General features: G+C 72.9%; 11 protein-coding genes, 1 tRNA gene and 1 pseudogene. 6 read left to right on the forward strand and 7 right to left on the reverse strand.

From position 1 onward, the window contains the following. Positions 1-81: 81 nt before the first annotated feature. A pseudogene (locus tag D7294_RS21325) lies at positions 82-798 on the reverse strand (DUF3631 domain-containing protein); the annotation flags it as partial. A gap of 232 nt (positions 799-1030) precedes the next feature. Continuing rightward, positions 1031-1648, reverse strand: a complete 618-nt coding sequence (locus tag D7294_RS21330; RefSeq protein ID WP_158674676.1) for a TIGR03086 family metal-binding protein — start codon at positions 1646-1648, stop codon at positions 1031-1033. A gap of 496 nt (positions 1649-2144) precedes the next feature. Here D7294_RS21330 and hrpA point away from each other — a divergent pair, with 496 nt between their 5' ends. After that, a complete protein-coding gene (hrpA, locus tag D7294_RS21335; protein WP_241562529.1) occupies positions 2145-6113 on the forward strand; it encodes an ATP-dependent RNA helicase HrpA in 3969 nt (1322 codons plus the stop codon). Positions 6114-6174: 61 nt separating this feature from the next. Then, positions 6175-6249, forward strand: a tRNA-Asp gene (locus D7294_RS21340). Positions 6250-6759: 510 nt separating this feature from the next. Here the strand turns inward: D7294_RS21340 and bldC are convergent. After that, positions 6760-6966 (reverse strand): developmental transcriptional regulator BldC, encoded by a 207-nt coding sequence (gene bldC / locus D7294_RS21345; RefSeq protein ID WP_019431930.1) that lies wholly within the window; start codon positions 6964-6966, stop codon positions 6760-6762. 477 nt (positions 6967-7443) lie between these two features. After that, positions 7444-8286 (reverse strand): DUF8083 family protein, encoded by an 843-nt coding sequence (locus tag D7294_RS21350; protein WP_120682201.1) that lies wholly within the window; start codon positions 8284-8286, stop codon positions 7444-7446. 219 nt (positions 8287-8505) lie between these two features. Here D7294_RS21350 and D7294_RS21355 point away from each other — a divergent pair, with 219 nt between their 5' ends. Both D7294_RS21355 and D7294_RS21360 read left to right on the forward strand, forming a co-directional pair. After that, on the forward strand, positions 8506-9636 hold the full coding sequence (locus tag D7294_RS21355; protein WP_120682203.1) for a Leu/Phe/Val dehydrogenase: 1131 nt from the start codon (positions 8506-8508) through the stop codon (positions 9634-9636). A gap of 262 nt (positions 9637-9898) precedes the next feature. Then, positions 9899-10162, forward strand: coding sequence for a DUF3073 domain-containing protein (locus D7294_RS21360; protein WP_120682276.1), 264 nt, complete (start codon positions 9899-9901; stop codon positions 10160-10162). Between the two features lie 180 nt (positions 10163-10342). Here the strand turns inward: D7294_RS21360 and purM are convergent, their stop codons facing one another. The 3 genes from purM to D7294_RS21375 all read right to left on the reverse strand — a co-directional run bounded on the left by purM (position 10343) and on the right by D7294_RS21375 (position 13968). Next, on the reverse strand, positions 10343-11419 hold the full coding sequence (gene purM, locus D7294_RS21365) for a phosphoribosylformylglycinamidine cyclo-ligase (protein ID WP_120682205.1): 1077 nt from the start codon (positions 11417-11419) through the stop codon (positions 10343-10345). Positions 11420-11522: 103 nt separating this feature from the next. After that, positions 11523-13058 (reverse strand): amidophosphoribosyltransferase, encoded by a 1536-nt coding sequence (purF, locus tag D7294_RS21370; protein WP_120682207.1) that lies wholly within the window; start codon positions 13056-13058, stop codon positions 11523-11525. A 103-nt stretch (positions 13059-13161) separates the two neighbouring features. After that, complete coding sequence (locus D7294_RS21375) at positions 13162-13968, reverse strand: sterol carrier family protein (protein ID WP_120682209.1); 807 nt, start codon at positions 13966-13968, stop codon at positions 13162-13164. A 190-nt stretch (positions 13969-14158) separates the two neighbouring features. On the opposite strand from D7294_RS21375, the gene D7294_RS21380 reads away from it, so the two are divergent. Together D7294_RS21380 and D7294_RS21385 are read left to right on the forward strand one after the other, a co-directional pair. After that, on the forward strand, positions 14159-14611 hold the full coding sequence (locus D7294_RS21380) for a YbhB/YbcL family Raf kinase inhibitor-like protein (protein ID WP_120682211.1): 453 nt from the start codon (positions 14159-14161) through the stop codon (positions 14609-14611). A 13-nt stretch (positions 14612-14624) separates the two neighbouring features. Beyond that, positions 14625-15128 carry a hypothetical protein gene (locus D7294_RS21385; protein ID WP_120682213.1) on the forward strand — a complete coding sequence of 168 codons (504 nt, stop codon included), beginning with the start codon at positions 14625-14627 and terminating at the stop codon, positions 15126-15128. Positions 15129-15233: the final 105 nt, after the last annotated feature.

Consider the following 15233-nt stretch of genomic DNA (forward strand, 5'->3'; position numbering starts at 1 on the left):
TTTTGTAGCGGAGGGTTCGCGTGTAGCGGCTACGCACGCTGCGGCGGGGCGTGTGCGTAGCCGCTACACGCCTCGGTGCCGCTACTGATTCAGCGGCCCTGAGCTGGGCGGTAGCGGCGTAGCGGATGTAGCGGAGTCCTGAGGTGGGGGCGGGCAGTATCGGGCCCACGCATCGGTCAGGTCGGCAGCGTGGAAGCCTTTGAGGACTCCGCCAGCGGTGCGGATGTTGCGGGAGCGGATCGGCTCGTTGTCAGCCGTCATGTACTCCCCGAGCAGCCTGGAGAGCTTGCGGTTGTCGAGCGGCCGGCCGTCCAAGTCCGCCCATGGGGCATCGTCCAGGGCATTGAGCCGGTCCAGGATGGCGATGGTGGGCAACCGGTCGATACCGATCAGGACGTGGTCGCGGAGGTCGGTGAGCAGCCGGACACCGAGGCTGCCTTTGTCGTTGGCCTGTGAGGCTTTGACCAGGGTCAGGCAGGCTTCCCGGGCGCGCTTGGGCCAGTGGCCCCCGGCGGCGTCCGCGACGGCGAGCAGGGGTTCGCACACGTCGGCCGGCCGGTCTGCCACCCCTTCGGGCATGTCTGGCCATGCCCCCATGACGAACCCGCGCGCGTGCTCTGCCCACTGCGCGAGCCGGTCACGTAGCTTGTGTCCCTCCGCCTCGTGGATGCGCGCCCGGAAGCTCTCCACCTTCTCGTTCCGTGCCCGGCGGCGCATGCGGATGATGACGGAGCGGGTCAGGATTGTTGAAGAGGGTTCGGAAGGCGGGGAGGGCACGGATGGCCGGCCGCCGCCCCCAGGAAACGGCCGCGGCACCAGGAAACCTCGGGAAAACCCTGGAAACCCTGGCAAGCCTGGCAAGCCGCAGGAAAACCCCAGGGAGCCCCAGGGCACCCCAGGAAAGGGGAGAAGAGAAGCAAGGGGGAGGAGATGGGGGCGCGCAGCGCGGGATGCGCCTCCGCCGGAGCTGCGGCGCGCCTCCGCGGGAGCCGCGGGGCGTCTTCGCCGGAGCCGGGGGCGCGGGCGGCAGTCAGGCCGCCGGGGACCAGTCGTGGGGGCGGCCGAGGAACGCCGCCAGCCGGTCCTGCGCGTCCGCCTCGGCGGGCGCGGTCTGCACCGGGCCGAAGGGCCGGCGGCCGTCCCGTTCCCCGGCCGGGGCGAACTGGCCGGCCACGGCCTCGGCGAACCGGACCGGACCCGGCTCGGGACGCCGCTGTCCACCGGTGGCCCGGGCCAGGTCCCAGCCGTGGACGACCGCCTCGAAGACGGGGATGGCGAGGGTGACGCGGCCGGGGAACTTCGGCCCCCAGGGCAGCTGGAACACCTCGTCGAGCTTGGTGTCGTCCGCCCAGACCGCGGACAGGTGCGCCCTGGCCGCGGCGAGCGCGGCGCCCCAGCCGTCGTCGGCGATCTGCGCGGCGGACATCATGCCCGATCCGCCCGGGGCGGTGCCCGTCTCGCCGAGTACGGCGATGCCCTCGGTCGCGGCGACGAGGTGGCTGAGCAGGTCCCGCACGGTCCACCCGGCGCAGGGGGTGGGACCGTCGAGCTGGTCCGGCCGCACGGCCGCGACCAACGCGCCGAGGTAGTCGGCGGCCTGCTCGTAGACGGGTCTTGGGTCCATGGAGGTGACGCTCGTCTCAGTCATGGCGCGGACCATATAGCCGCTGGCAAATGGTTGACAAGCAGTTGACAACTGATCGTTTTCCCGGCCGCACGGCCTCTCGCCACCCCCGCCCTCGTGCCCGTTCGGCACCGGCCGCCGCCCGCTCCCTGCCCGCTCCCTGCCCGCTCCCCACCGCCCCCTCCCCCCGCCGGTGCCGGCAGACGTGCGCCCGGGGCCGCCGCGCTCCTGCCCCGCGCCCCTCCCGGCCCCCGCCCGCCGGGCCCGCGCGTCACACGCCCGGTGGAATAACGGCTCGCCGCCCGCCCCGCCGAGGTGAGACGCTTGGGTGCGTATGTCTACCCACCCCTCTCCCCCGTCTTCCCGCGCGCCGTCCCCCGGCGGCTCGCCCGCGCCGGCGCCCGGGTCACCCGGCCCCGGGGGCAATTCCGGTGCCGGCCCAGGTGACGCCACCGGCGGCCCCGCCCAGGCCACGGCACCCGTCACCGCGGCGGAGCTCGCGGCGCGGCTGCCCGCGCTCATGCTGCGGGACGAACGGCGGCTCGGGCGGCGGCTCGACGGCGTCCGCCGCATCAGGAAGCCCGCCGCCAGGCAGCAGGCCCTCGACTCGATCGCCGAGGCCGTCGAGGCTGCCGAGCGGCGCGCCGAGCGGCGGCGCGCCGCCGTGCCGCGGATCTCCTATCCCCCGCAACTGCCGGTCAGCAACAAGAAGGACGAGATCCTGGCGGCGATACGCGATCACCAGGTGGTGATCGTGGCGGGCGAGACCGGCTCGGGCAAGACCACCCAGCTCCCCAAGATCTGCCTGGAACTCGGCCGCGGGGTGCGCGGGCTGATCGGCCACACCCAGCCGCGGCGCCTGGCCGCCCGCACGGTGGCCCAGCGGGTGGCCGAGGAACTGGGCACGCCGCTCGGCCAGGCGGTCGGCTACAAGGTGCGTTTCACCGACCAGGCGAGCGAGGACACCCTGGTCAAGCTGATGACCGACGGCATCCTCCTCGCCGAGATCCAGCACGACCGCGAGCTGCGGCAGTACGACACGATCATCATCGACGAGGCGCACGAGCGCAGCCTCAACATCGACTTCCTGCTCGGCTACCTCGCCCAGCTGCTGCCCCGCCGCCCCGACCTGAAGGTCGTCATCACCTCGGCGACCATCGACCCCGAGCGCTTCGCCCGGCACTTCCGCGACCGCGAGGGCCGCGACGCCCCGATCGTCGAGGTCTCCGGCCGCACCTACCCGGTGGAGGTCCGCTACCGGCCGCTGCTCGAAGAGCCGGAGGAGGACGAGGAGGAGGGTCCCGGCGCCGACCGCGACCAGATCACCGCCATCTGCGAGGCCGTGGACGAGCTCCAGGCCGAGGGGGACGGCGACATCCTCGTCTTCCTCTCCGGCGAGCGGGAGATCAGGGACACCGCCGACGCCCTGGAGAAGCGCAGGCTGCGGCACACCGAGGTGCTGCCGCTGTACGCGCGCCTCTCGCACGGCGAGCAGCAGCGCGTGTTCCAGCCGCACCCGGGCCGCCGCGTGGTCCTCGCCACCAACGTGGCGGAGACCTCGCTGACGGTGCCTGGCATCACGTACGTGATCGATCCCGGCACCGCCCGCATCTCGCGCTACAGCCATCGCACCAAGGTGCAGCGGCTGCCGATCGAGCCGATCTCGCAGGCCAGCGCCAACCAGCGCAAGGGCCGCTGCGGCAGGACGAGCGACGGCATCTGCATCCGGCTGTACTCGGAGGAGGACTTCCGCTCCAGGCCGGAGTTCACCGACGCCGAGATCCTGCGCACGAACCTGGCCTCGGTCATCCTCCAGATGAACGCGGCGGGCCTCGGCGACATCGAGCGCTTCCCCTTCATCGACGCGCCCGACCACCGCTCGATCAAGGCCGGCGTCCAGCTCCTGGAGGAGCTCGGCGCCCTGGCCGGCGGCCGGCTGACCGAGACCGGCCGCACGCTCTCGCAGCTGCCCGTGGACCCGCGGCTGGCCCGGATGGTGCTGGAGGCCGACCGCAACGGCTGCGTGCACGAGGTCATGGTGATCGCGGCCGCCCTCTCCATCCAGGACCCGCGCGAGCGCCCGGCCGACAAGCAGCAGCAGGCCGACGCCAAGCACCAGCGTTTCCGCGAGGGCCCCGCGGAGGAGTCCGACTTCCTCGCCTTCCTCAACCTGTGGGACCACGTGCGCGAGCGTCAGAAGGCGCTCTCCTCCTCGGCGTTCCGCCGCATGTGCCGCACCGAGTACCTCAACTACCTGCGGATACGCGAGTGGCAGGACATCCACGCGCAGCTGCGCACGGTGGCCGGCTCGCTCGGCATCGAGACGCGCCGCGGCGGCGGGGAGCGCGACCCGCAGCGGGTGCACCAGTCGCTGCTTGCCGGGCTGCTGTCCCACATCGGCCTCAAGGACACCGACAAGCACGAGTATCTGGGCGCGCGCGGCACGAAGTTCGCCGTGTTTCCCGGTTCCGCGCTGTTCCGCAAGCCGCCGCGCTGGGTGATGTCCGCGGAGCTGGTGGAGACCTCCCGGCTGTGGGCCCGCGTCAACGCCAGGATCGAGCCCGAGTGGATCGAGCCGCTGGCCGGCCACCTGGTGAAGCGTTCCTACAGCGAGCCGCACTGGGAGCAGAAGCAGGCCGCGGTGCTGGCCTACGAGCGCGTCACGCTGTACGGCGTGCCGATCGTGGCCCAGCGCAAGGTCAACTACGGCCGGATCGACCCGGAGACCTGCCGCGACCTGTTCATCCGCAACGCGCTGGTCGAGGGCGACTGGCGGACGAACCACCGCTTCTTCCACGACAACCGCAGGCTGCTCGCCGAGGTCGAGGAGCTGGAACACCGGGCCCGGCGCCGCGACATCCTGGTGGACGACGAGACGCTGTACGACTTCTACGACCGGCGCCTGCCGGAGGACATCGTCTCCGGGGCGCACTTCGACGCCTGGTGGAAGAAGAAACGCCAGGAAGAGCCGGACCTGCTCAACTTCGAGAAGTCCATGCTCATCAACGAGCAGGCGGAGCGGGTCACCAAGGCGGACTACCCGGACCGGTGGCGGCAGGGCCCGCTCTCCCTCAAGGTGACCTACCAGTTCGAGCCGGGCGCCGACGCCGACGGGGTGACCGTGCACGTGCCGCTCCAGGTGCTGAACCAGGTCACGCCGGACGGCTTCGACTGGCAGATCCCGGGCCTGCGCGAGCAGTTGGCGACCGAACTGATCAGGTCCCTGCCGAAGCCGATCAGACGGCACTGCGTTCCCGCCCCCGACTTCGCCCGCCGCTTCCTGGAGGAGACGGCGGAGCCGACGCCGGAGCCGCTGCACGTGGCGCTCGCCCGCGCCCTCACCCGGATGACGGGGGTGCCGGTGGCGCCCGAGGACTTCGACACCGACCGCATCCCGGGCCACCTGCGGATCACCTTCCGCGTGGTCGACGAGCGCGGGCGCCGGCTGGCGTCGGGACCGCGGGCCCCCAAGGAGCCCAAGGGCCGGCGCCCCGGCGCCGGCCGCGGCGAACCGGCCGCGGACGCCCGGGAGTTCGAGAGCAAGGACCTGTCCGCGCTCAAGGAGCGGCTGCGCCCCAGGACGCGGGAGTCCCTGGAGGGCGCCTTCGCCGCCACGGCGAAGGGCCTCACCTCCTGGACGATCGGCAGCCTGCCGCGGACCTTCGAGACCCGCCGCGGCGGGCAGCCGGTGAAGGCGTACCCGGCGCTGGTCGACGAGGGGGCCACGGTGGCCGTGCGGCTCTTCGACACCGCGGAGGAGCAGCGGCGCGCGATGGCCCGCGGCACCCGCCGCCTGCTGCTGCTCAACCTCCCTTCCGACCCGGCCAAGTTCGCCCTGCGGCAGCTGGACAACGCGGGGAAGCTCGCGCTCTCCGCCAACCCGCACGGCAGCGTCGCGGCCCTCTTCGACGACTGCGTCGCCGCGGCGGCCGACCAGCTGATCGCGGCCCACGGCGGGCCCGCCTGGGACGAGGAGGGCTTCACCAAGCTCTTCGACGCGGTGCGCGCCGACGTCGTCGACCTGACCCTGCGGATCGTGCGGCAGGTGCGGGAGGTGCTCGCCGCCTGGCAGGCGTGCGAGCGGCGGCTGCGCACGCTCGGCAGCCCGGTGCTGGCCCCGGCGGTGGCCGATGTCCGCACGCAGCTGGGCGAGTTGGTGGGCCCGGGATTCGTCTCGGGGCACGGCGCCCGGCGGCTGCCCGACCTGCTGCGCTACCTGATGGCCGCCGACCGCAGGCTCCAGCAGCTGCCGCACCAGGCCGAGCGCGACCGGGCGCGGATGGCGAAGATCCACGAGATGCGGGACGAATACGCCTGGCTGCTCGAACAGTTCCCGCCGGGCAGGCCGGTGCCGCCGCAGGCGGAGGAGATCCGCTGGATGATCGAGGAGCTGCGGGTCAGCTACTTCGCGCACGCCCTGGGCACCGCGTATCCGATCTCCGACAAGCGCATCGTGAAGGCGGTGGACGCCCTGGCGCCCGCGCGCTGACGTGCGCCGGGGGCGATTGGCTACGCGCCCCCGGGCTGGGGTAGAGTCACGCTCGCAGCCTGGTCCTGTGGAGCAGTTTGGAGTGCTCGCCACCCTGTCAAGGTGGAGGCCGCGGGTTCAAATCCCGTCAGGACCGCTCGATCCGAGATGCCACGTCAGCAGAGTCGCCGGCCCGGACCCCCACACGGGGGTCCGGGTTTCTTGTGTGGGGGCATTCCGGGGAGAAGCCGGGGAAGTCCGGGAGAGCACAGGGCACGGCGGTAAGACAGGGGGAAGACCGACAGAGGGCGGGGGAAGGCGCGGGAAGGCAGGGGGAGGTGGCGCGGGAGAACGAGGGGGAAGCCGGGGAGCCACGGGGACCGGGCCCGCACTACCGCAAGATCAACAGGCTCGGCAAGACACGAAGGGTGTGACGGGAGTCACGGAACTCGGTTGCGGGCTGAGCTCGTTCGACCCCGTAGAGACACGCGTCAATTTAATATGTGCAATTGCACGGCCCTCGGATGTCCCCACGGGACACCACCAAGCCCCCGCGGAAACTCCGCACGCGACGCAAAAAGATCGCGTCGGACTCGGCGGAGTCCGACGCGATCGGGGCCAAGCCGGCCGGGGTGGGGGCCCCGGAGCCTGGGGTGTGCTGTGTTGCTCAGGCCTCGCCACGCTGCTGCGGGATGCCCGCGAGCAGTGCGCGCACCTCCGCCTCGCGGTAGCGGCGGTGCCCACCGAGCGTGCGGATAGACGTGAGCTTGCCCGCCTTTGCCCAGCGTGTGACCGTTTTCGGGTCGACGCGGAACATGGTGGCAACCTCAGCCGGGGTCAGCAGCGGCTCGGCATCAGGGGTGCGAGCGGTCATGGGCGGCCTCCTCGGGAGAACCGAACCATCACGGTTCTTTCCTCTAAATTCTGCACCTTGACCCACCTTGCCCGAAATGACAGAGGCGGGTCGAGTCGGTTATAGGACGAACGGCTTGTCCTCGGCACTACAACTACACCATCCGTCCAGCCGGGTCGGCCAAACCGATGGAATTGCCCTCTCAGGTGTTCAACCTCGACGGAAGCCGAACGGACCGTGTCATAACGGACAGTCACTCGACCGTGACAATCAGTCACTCCGTGATGACTCGCCATCAGCCCCGCCAAGGAGCGCAATACCGATCTATCCACCCTTCGCCCCATCGACGAGCGGAGAGAAGGAACCCTTCCGAGCTCCTTGTCCTATTTTGACACGAGGAGACTACTTGAAGGCAAGAGTTCCTTACAGTGCAATCCATCACGCTTGGGGCTTTAGTCCCTTGCGCCATGGACCTTGGTCCCGCCGCCGGTCCCACGGTCAGTTGGCGAACTGCCGCTCGCGCACGGTCATCCAGCGGTCGGTCAGCTCCTCGTAGAGCCGCCCGGCCCGTTCCAGGTCACCGGCGGCGAGCGCGGCAAGCCCCGCGGTCACGTCCGCGGCCGAGCGGTCGGCCGCCAACTGGTCCTCGGAGATCGTATAGACCAGTCCGCCGTAGTCCAGTTCGACCAGGGACCGCGGGTGGAACTCCTCCAGCCAGCGCCCGATGTCGGTGAGCGCCTCCGCCAACGGCCCCTGCACCATCGACTTCCGCACCGTGCGCAGTCCCCGCGCCAGCCGGCGCCGCGCCTGCACCATCGGCGTCCGGTACGTCAGCGAGGGCGCGGCCGGGTCCCCCTGGTGCTCCCCCGCCTTGCGGAAGACCCGCTCCTCGTCGGCGAACAGCGCGAACCACCGCACCGGCACGTGCCACAGGGCCGACCTGATCCACGGCCGCGCGTCCGGGTTCCGCTCCCGCCACCGGTCGTAGTCGGCCGCGGCCCGCCGGCGCACCCCGGGCGGCAGGGCCGCGTCGAGCACCGGCTGCGGCATCAGCCAGTGCCCCACCTCGCCCAGCGCCTGCCAGGAGCGCAGCCGGGTCTGCCACGGGCACACGCACAGCACGCCGTCCACCGTCGTCACGAACGCGTCCGTGCTCTCGCGCGCCGGCGCCACCCGCGGCGGCCAGGCCGCGAGACCCGCCATCGCGAAGGCCAGTTCGTCCTGCGCCGTGGGCAGCCGCTCCCGCCTGGCGTACTCGGCCCAGCGCACCCGTTCCGGCTCGGGAAAGGCCGCCAGCGGCTCGTAAACCCTCAGATACGCCGCGTACGGAACCTTCGGCACGCCGCCACCCTCCTGTTCTGTTCGCCCGTCATGCTCGCGCTTCGCGTCTCGCCCGCGGGCGCGCGCTCCGCCCCCGCGACCGTCTCCCTCCACCCCACGATCGTGTCAGTCTGGGGAAACCACGGCACCCCGCGGCCTAAGGTCGCCGTAGGCTCATCTCATCAACGCCCCCCCGACCCGAAGGGAGGGCATCCGCTCCGACATGCAGGAGTCACCACCGTGACCGACGTACGTCCCGCCGTCACCGTCGACGGCCCCGCGGAAGCCGGCGTCCTGGACACGCTCTTCCACTCCGACCTGGGGGGCCACGAGCAGGTCGTGCTGTGCCAGGACCGGCCCACCGGCCTCAAGGCCGTGATCGCCATCCACTCCACCGCCCTCGGCCCCGCCCTGGGCGGCACCCGATTCCACGCCTACGCGGACGCGGCCGACCCGGCGGAGGCCGCGCTGCGCGACGCGCTCAACCTCGCCCGGGGCATGAGCTACAAGAACGCGCTCGCCGGCCTGCCGCACGGCGGCGGCAAGGCCGTGATCATCGGGGACCCCGAGCGCCTGAAGACCGAGGAGCTGCTGCTCGCCTACGGCCGCTGCGTCGCCGCGCTCGGCGGCCGCTACATCACCGCCTGTGACGTCGGCACCTACGTCCGGGACATGGACGTGGTCGCGAGGACCTGCCAGTGGACCACCGGCAGGTCGCCCGAGCAGGGCGGCGCCGGCGACTCCTCCGTGCTCACCGCCTTCGGCGTCTTCCAGGGCATGCGCGCCTGCGCCGAGCACCTGTGGGGCTCGCCCGCCCTGGACGGCCGCACGGTCGGGGTGGCCGGGGTCGGCAAGGTCGGGCACCTGCTGGTCGGGCACCTGGTCGAGGCGGGGGCCCGGGTGGTGATCACGGATGTCAGGGAGCAGGCGGTGCGCGAGGTGCTGGACGCGCACCCGGGCGCGCCGGTGCGCGCGGTGGCGGACACCGATGCGCTGCTCGCCACCGAGGGCCTCGACATCTACTCGCCCTGCGCGCTCGGCGGGGCCCTGGACGACGCCACGGTCTCCCGCCTCACCGCCCGCGTGGTCTGCGGCGCCGCCAACAACCAGCTCGCCCACCCGGGGGTGGAGAAGGACCTGGCCGACCGGGGGGTGCTGTACGCCCCCGACTACCTGGTGAACTCGGGCGGGGTGGTCCAGGTGGCCGACGAGCTGAACGGTTTCGACTTCGCTCGCGCAAAGGCAAAGGTGGAGAAGATCTTCGACACGACGCTGGAGATCTTCGACCGGGCCCAGACGGAGGGCGTACCCCCGGCCGTTGCCGCGGACCGGGTGGCCGAGCACCGGATGGCGCAGGCCGCGGGCCGCTGATCGGCCATTTGCGTAAGACATGTCACCCCCTCGGCCGTGTTGCGCCGAGAAAGAAGGTAAAATCGCCGCTGACCAGCAAAGAGAAGGTCATCGGTCGTCGCACCCGCGACCCCGGTCCTGCGGACGGCGTACCGTAGGCCCGCGGAAGCAGGTACGGTTGAAGGCCGATGGACCGGGCGCTCGTCCGAGGGCCCGCTCTCAATCATGAACGGATGTCAACACTCCGGGGCCGTTGCGCCCCGTCGTTGAGGGGGTCGAGCCAATGGGGCGCGGCCGGGCCAAGGCCAAGCAGACGAAGGTCGCCCGCCAGCTGAAGTACAACAGCGGCCGGACGGACCTCTCCCGTCTGGCCGAAGAGCTGGGTGCATCAACCACGCCGGACCGGGCGTCGAGCGACCGGTTCGAGGACGACGAAGAGCTGGACGACGACCTGTACACGCGGTACGCGGAGATGTACAGCGACGAGGAAGAGGACGACGAGGACGAGGCGTCGCCCGATGCCTCCGCGAAACGTCGCCGTGCCTGACACGCGTCTCTGACCACCACCGACAACGCGCATACCTGTTCCCGGTCCGGCCCGCCGGACCGGGTTCAGTGTTGTCTTCGGCGGCCCGGCCGCCGTGGCGCCCCGCGGCTGCCGTGATCCCCGGCACCCGCTCCGGCCTCGCCCGCACTCGCCCGTCCCTCGCCCCGTGCCGCGGCTGCCTCACCCGGCGTAGTCGCCGGTCAGCGTCGCCGCGGGCCCTTCGTCCGAAGCGGTGATCTCTCCCACGACCCAGGCCGGGACGCCGCGCTCCGCCAGCGTGGCCAGGGCCGTGTCCACCGCGCCCGGCGGGACGACGGCCACCATCCCGACGCCCATGTTGAGCGTGCGTTCGAGCTCGTCCCGCGCCACCTGCCCCGCCTCCGCGACCAGGCCGAAGATCGGGGCGGGGCGCCAGGTCCCGCGGTCGAGCCTGGCGCCGAGCCCGGCCGGGACGACCCGGGCGAGATTGGCGGCCAGCCCGCCCCCGGTGACGTGCGCGAAGGCGTGGACCTCGGTGGCCCTGGCGAGCGCGAGGCAGTCCAGGGAGTAGATCCTGGTCGGCTCCAGCAGCTCCTCGCCGAGCGTCCGGCCGAGCTCGGCGACGTGCCGCTCGGTCGACCAGCCGGCCAGGTCGAAGAAGACGTGCCTGACCAGCGAGTACCCGTTGGAGTGCAGTCCTGAGGAGGCGAGCGCGAGCACCGCGTCGCCCGCGCGGACCCGCTCCGCGCCCAGCACCTCGTCCGCCTCCACCACGCCGGTGCCGGCGCCGGCCACGTCGTACTCCTCGGGACCGAGCAGCCCGGGGTGCTCCGCGGTCTCGCCGCCGACCAGCGCGCAGCCGGCCAGCACGCAGCCCTCGGCGATGCCCTTGACGAGGGAGGCGACCCGCTCCGGGTGCACCTTGCCCACGCAGATGTAGTCGGTCATGAAGAGGGGCTCGGCCCCGCAGACCACCAGGTCGTCCACGACCATGGCGACCAGGTCCCGGCCGATGGTGTCGTGCCGGTCCATCCGCTGGGCGATGGCCACCTTGGTGCCGACGCCGTCGGTGGCCGAGGCGAGCAGCGGACGCCGGTAGCGGGTGAGGGCGGTGGCGTCGAACAGGCCGGCGAAGCCGCCCAGGCCGCCGACGCTCTCCGGCCGCTGGGCCTTGGCCACCCATTTCCGCATCAGCTCGACGGCCGTCTCGCCGGCCTCGATGTCGACGCCGGCCGCGGCGTAGCTCACGCCGGACGGACCGGAGGCGTTCTCGGTCATCGGTTCCTTCTCGCTCGTGGTCGGGGCCTGGCATCCCCTGGGATGTCCCGTTGTGCGCCGTGCGCCCCGGCGCGCCCCCTTGGGCCGCGCCGGGCGGGCGCGCTCAGGGGCGCCGCAGCGCGTCGGCCGCGCCGGGCCCCGTCAGCAGGGGCAGGGGGTGGCCGTCGCGCTGTTCGAGGACGTCCTTGCCCAGGAGTGCCGGGTCGGGCAGCTCGATCGGGTAGTCGCCGTCGAAGCACGCGCGGCACAGGTTGGCCTTGGGGATGGTGGTCGCCTCGATCATGCCGTCGAGGGAGATGTAGGCGAGGGAGTCGGCCCCGAGCGAGGTGCCGATCTCCTCGACGGAGAGGCCGTTGGCGATCAGCTCGGCGCGGGTGGCGAAGTCGATGCCGAGGAAGCAGGGCCACTTGATCGGCGGGGAGCTGATCCGCACGTGGACCTCGGCCGCGCCGGCCTCGCGGAGCATGCGGACCAGGGCGCGCTGGGTGTTGCCCCGGACGATGGAGTCGTCGACGACCACCAGGCGCTTGCCGCGGATCACCTCCTTCAGGGGGTTCAGCTTGAGGCGGATGCCCAGCTGCCTGATGGTCTGGCTCGGCTGGATGAAGGTCCTGCCCACGTAGGAGTTCTTCACCAGGCCCGAGCCGTAGGGGATGCCGCTTGCCTCGGCGTAGCCCACGGCCGCCGGGGTGCCCGACTCCGGGGTGGCTATGACGAGGTCGGCCTCTGCGGGGGCCTCGGCGGCGAGCCTGCGGCCCATCTCGACGCGGGAGAGGTAGACGTTGCGGCCCGCGATGTCCGTGTCGGGACGGGCCAGGTAGACGTACTCGAAGGCGCAGCCGCGGGGCTTCGCTTCCGCGAATCTGGTGGACCTGAGGCCGCCCTCGTCCACGGCGATCAGCTCGCCCGGCTCGACCTCGCGGACCACGGAGGCGCCGACGATGTCGAGGGCGGAGGTCTCCGAGGCCACCACCCAGCCGCGCTCCAGGCGGCCGAGGACGAGGGGCCTGATGCCGTGCGGGTCGCGGGCCGCGTAGAGGGTGTTTTCGTCCATGAAGACGAAGGTGTAGGCGCCCTTGATCTGCGGGAGGACCCGCGGGGCCGCCTCCTCGACGGTCAGCGGCCTGCCCGTCTCCGCGTCGGTCTGCCCGGCGAGCAGGACGGTGACCAGGTCGGTGTCGTTGGTGGCGGCGACCCGGTGCCTGGGGCCGCGGCCGGCGGGGAGGGCGGCGGCGAGCTCGGCGAGCTCGGCGGTGTTCACCAGGTTGCCGTTGTGCCCCAGGGCGAGCGAGCCGTGCCCGGTGGCGCGGAAGACGGGCTGGGCGTTCTCCCAGGTGGAGGCGCCGGTCGTCGAGTAGCGGGTGTGACCGACGGCGATGTGCCCGGTCAGCGCGCCGAGGGAGGATTCGTCGAAGACCTGGGAGACCAGGCCCATGTCCTTGAAGACCAGGATCTTGGAACCGTCGCTCACCGCGATGCCCGCGGATTCCTGACCCCGGTGTTGCAGCGCGTACAGGCCGAAGAAGGTGAGTTTGGCGACCTCTTCGCCCGGGGCCCAGACGCCGAAGACGCCACACGCGTCCTTCGGGCCCTGGTCTCGGGGGTCCAGGTCGTGGCTGAGTCGTCCGTCACCACGCACGTCATTGAGTCTAGGCCAGGTGCCCTGGGCCCCGAGAACCCCTGGAAGGTGAGAGATGCCCCATACGGGACCCGGGAGCGGCCCGTGCGGTGCCCGGCCGCGGTCAGGCGAGCACGGGGAGTTCCGCGGCGAGGGCCCCGGCCCGCTCCCCGCCGGCCCGCAGCCGCCCGGAGGCGGTGGCGGCCTGCCAGTCGAGGCGTCCGGTGGCCAGGCGCAGCCAGGTGACCGGGTCGGTCTCCACGACGTTGGGCGGGGTGCCGCGGGTGTGCCGGGGGCCGGCGAGGCACTGGACGGCGGCGAAGGGCGGCACCCGGACCTCGGTCGAGGCGCCGGGCGCCTTCGCGGCGAGCGCGTCGGCGAGCGCCCGGACGGTGATCGCGAGGGCGCCGCGGTCGATGCGGACCGCGCTCCCGGTCGCCCGGGCCAGGTCGTCGCTGTGGACGGTGAGTTCGACGACGCGGCTGACCGTGAAGTCCAGGGCGCGCATCGCGCCGGTGGGGTGCGGCACCAGCAGGTCCTCGCGGACGCCGGTCTCCAGCACGGCGTCGAGTTCCTCGGCCGCGGCGTCGATGGCGGCCGCGTGGTCGGCCCCGGCGCCGGGACCCGCGGCGGCCTGGGCCGTCTCGGCGGAGTGGGCGGCGGAGGAGAGCACCCAGCGGGTGAGGTCGGACGCGGGGCGGGTGACCGGGGGCGCGGGTTCCGCGAGGCAGCGGGGCAGGGCGTCGATCTGGGCGGCGAGGTGGGCGAGCAGCGCGCCGACGTCCCGGCCCGGCAGCCCCGAGGGCCGCGCCAGCTGCTCCGGAGTGAGCTCGTGCGCGCCAAGCCGTACGAATTCCACCTGCGCGAGGAGCGCGGCGCGGACCCGATCGGGATGGTAGGCGCGGGGCTTGCGCCGGACGGCACCAGACATACGACGGAGCTTACGACGATCTCCGGCGCCCGGTAGCCGCCCGGAGGCACGCGGGAACACCCGGAGGCGCACGGGGGTGCGGCGGCGCGGGCCCGCGGCCGGATGCGCCGGGAGGAACCCACGGAAGAAATCGCCGCAATCGGCACACAACGGCTCGAATGTCCCCGCGCGGGGCGGGTACCCCGCCGGTATGGCTGCTATGGAACTACAGAGCACCGCGTTCGCGGACCAGGCCCCGATCCCGCATCGGTTCGCCAGGGAGGGCGAGAACATCTCGCCGCCCCTGACCTGGTCCGACCCGCCCGCGGGGACCCGTGAGCTGGTCCTGATGTGCGAGGACCCGGACGCGCCCTCCGGGACCTTCCTGCACTGGCTGGTCACCGGGATCGACCCGGCGAGCCGCGGCGTGGCGGCCGGGGACACCCCGCCCGGCGGCACGGCCCACCGCAACGGCTTCGGCGACCGGAGCTGGGACGGACCGAGCCCGCCGCCCGGCGACCCGGCGCACCGGTACCGCTTCGTGCTGTACGCGCTGCCCGAGCCCTCCGAGCTGCCGGACCGCGTCTCCGCGGCCCAGGCGCACGAGGCGCTGGACGGCCACCGGCTCGCCGGAGCCGCGCTGACGGGCTACCACCGGCGTTGAGGAGGTGCACGACATGGTCCGCAAGAAGGTCGAGGGCAACGAGGAACAGCGGCGCGCGGCGGCCCGCGAGGCCGAGCAGGCCGGCGAACTGCCGAGCGCCAGGCGCACGACCACCGGCGCGTCCAAGCAGCGCGCGCATGTGACGCGCGGCTCGCAGGGACCGGAGCCGCCGCCCTACCCGGGCAAGCAGCGCGAGCAGGCGGTGGAGGCGACGGCGGAACGCGCCGAGCAACCGGAGATGCCCCCGCCGGGGCCCGGGCGCATGTACCAGGACCGCGGCCCCACCGCGTACGGCCCGGAGCACGCGCGCGTCTTCGAGGCGATCGGCGTGGCGGAGCGGCGGCACGGCGGCGAGGCGGTGTTCGCCTCCGAGATCGCGCGGACCGCCGAGCTGCCGGTGGACCGGACCATCCCGATCCTGCACGACCTGGTGAGCGAGCACCGCCTGGTGACCGAGCTCAGGGGCGCCGACACCCCCGACCAGGGCCCGCGCTACGAGATCAGGCCCGGCCGCTGAGCCGGCGCGCCCCGCCCCGGCTCCGGCGGCCGGCCGTGACCGCCGGGGCCCGGCGGCCGCGGGCCCCCGCCACGGGCGCGCACCCCCGGGCGCGGCGCCCGGCGC

The sequence above is a fragment of the Streptomyces hoynatensis genome, from assembly GCF_003626535.1.
In the GTDB taxonomy this organism is placed as follows: domain Bacteria; phylum Actinomycetota; class Actinomycetes; order Streptomycetales; family Streptomycetaceae; genus Streptomyces; species Streptomyces hoynatensis.

Excerpts from the sequence above, each read along its gene's own strand:
- D7294_RS21330 (WP_158674676.1), bottom strand. The coding sequence starts at position 1,648 with ATGACTGAGACGAGCGTCACCTCCATGGACCCAAGACCCGTCTACGAG.
- hrpA (WP_241562529.1), top strand. The coding sequence starts at position 2,145 with ATGCTGCGGGACGAACGGCGGCTCGGGCGGCGGCTCGACGGCGTCCGC.
- bldC (WP_019431930.1), bottom strand. The coding sequence starts at position 6,966 with ATGACCGCTCGCACCCCTGATGCCGAGCCGCTGCTGACCCCGGCTGAG.
- D7294_RS21360 (WP_120682276.1), top strand. The coding sequence starts at position 9,899 with ATGGGGCGCGGCCGGGCCAAGGCCAAGCAGACGAAGGTCGCCCGCCAG.
- purM (WP_120682205.1), bottom strand. The coding sequence starts at position 11,419 with ATGACCGAGAACGCCTCCGGTCCGTCCGGCGTGAGCTACGCCGCGGCC.
- D7294_RS21375 (WP_120682209.1), bottom strand. The coding sequence starts at position 13,968 with ATGTCTGGTGCCGTCCGGCGCAAGCCCCGCGCCTACCATCCCGATCGG.
- D7294_RS21380 (WP_120682211.1), top strand. The coding sequence starts at position 14,159 with ATGGCTGCTATGGAACTACAGAGCACCGCGTTCGCGGACCAGGCCCCG.
- D7294_RS21385 (WP_120682213.1), top strand. The coding sequence starts at position 14,625 with ATGGTCCGCAAGAAGGTCGAGGGCAACGAGGAACAGCGGCGCGCGGCG.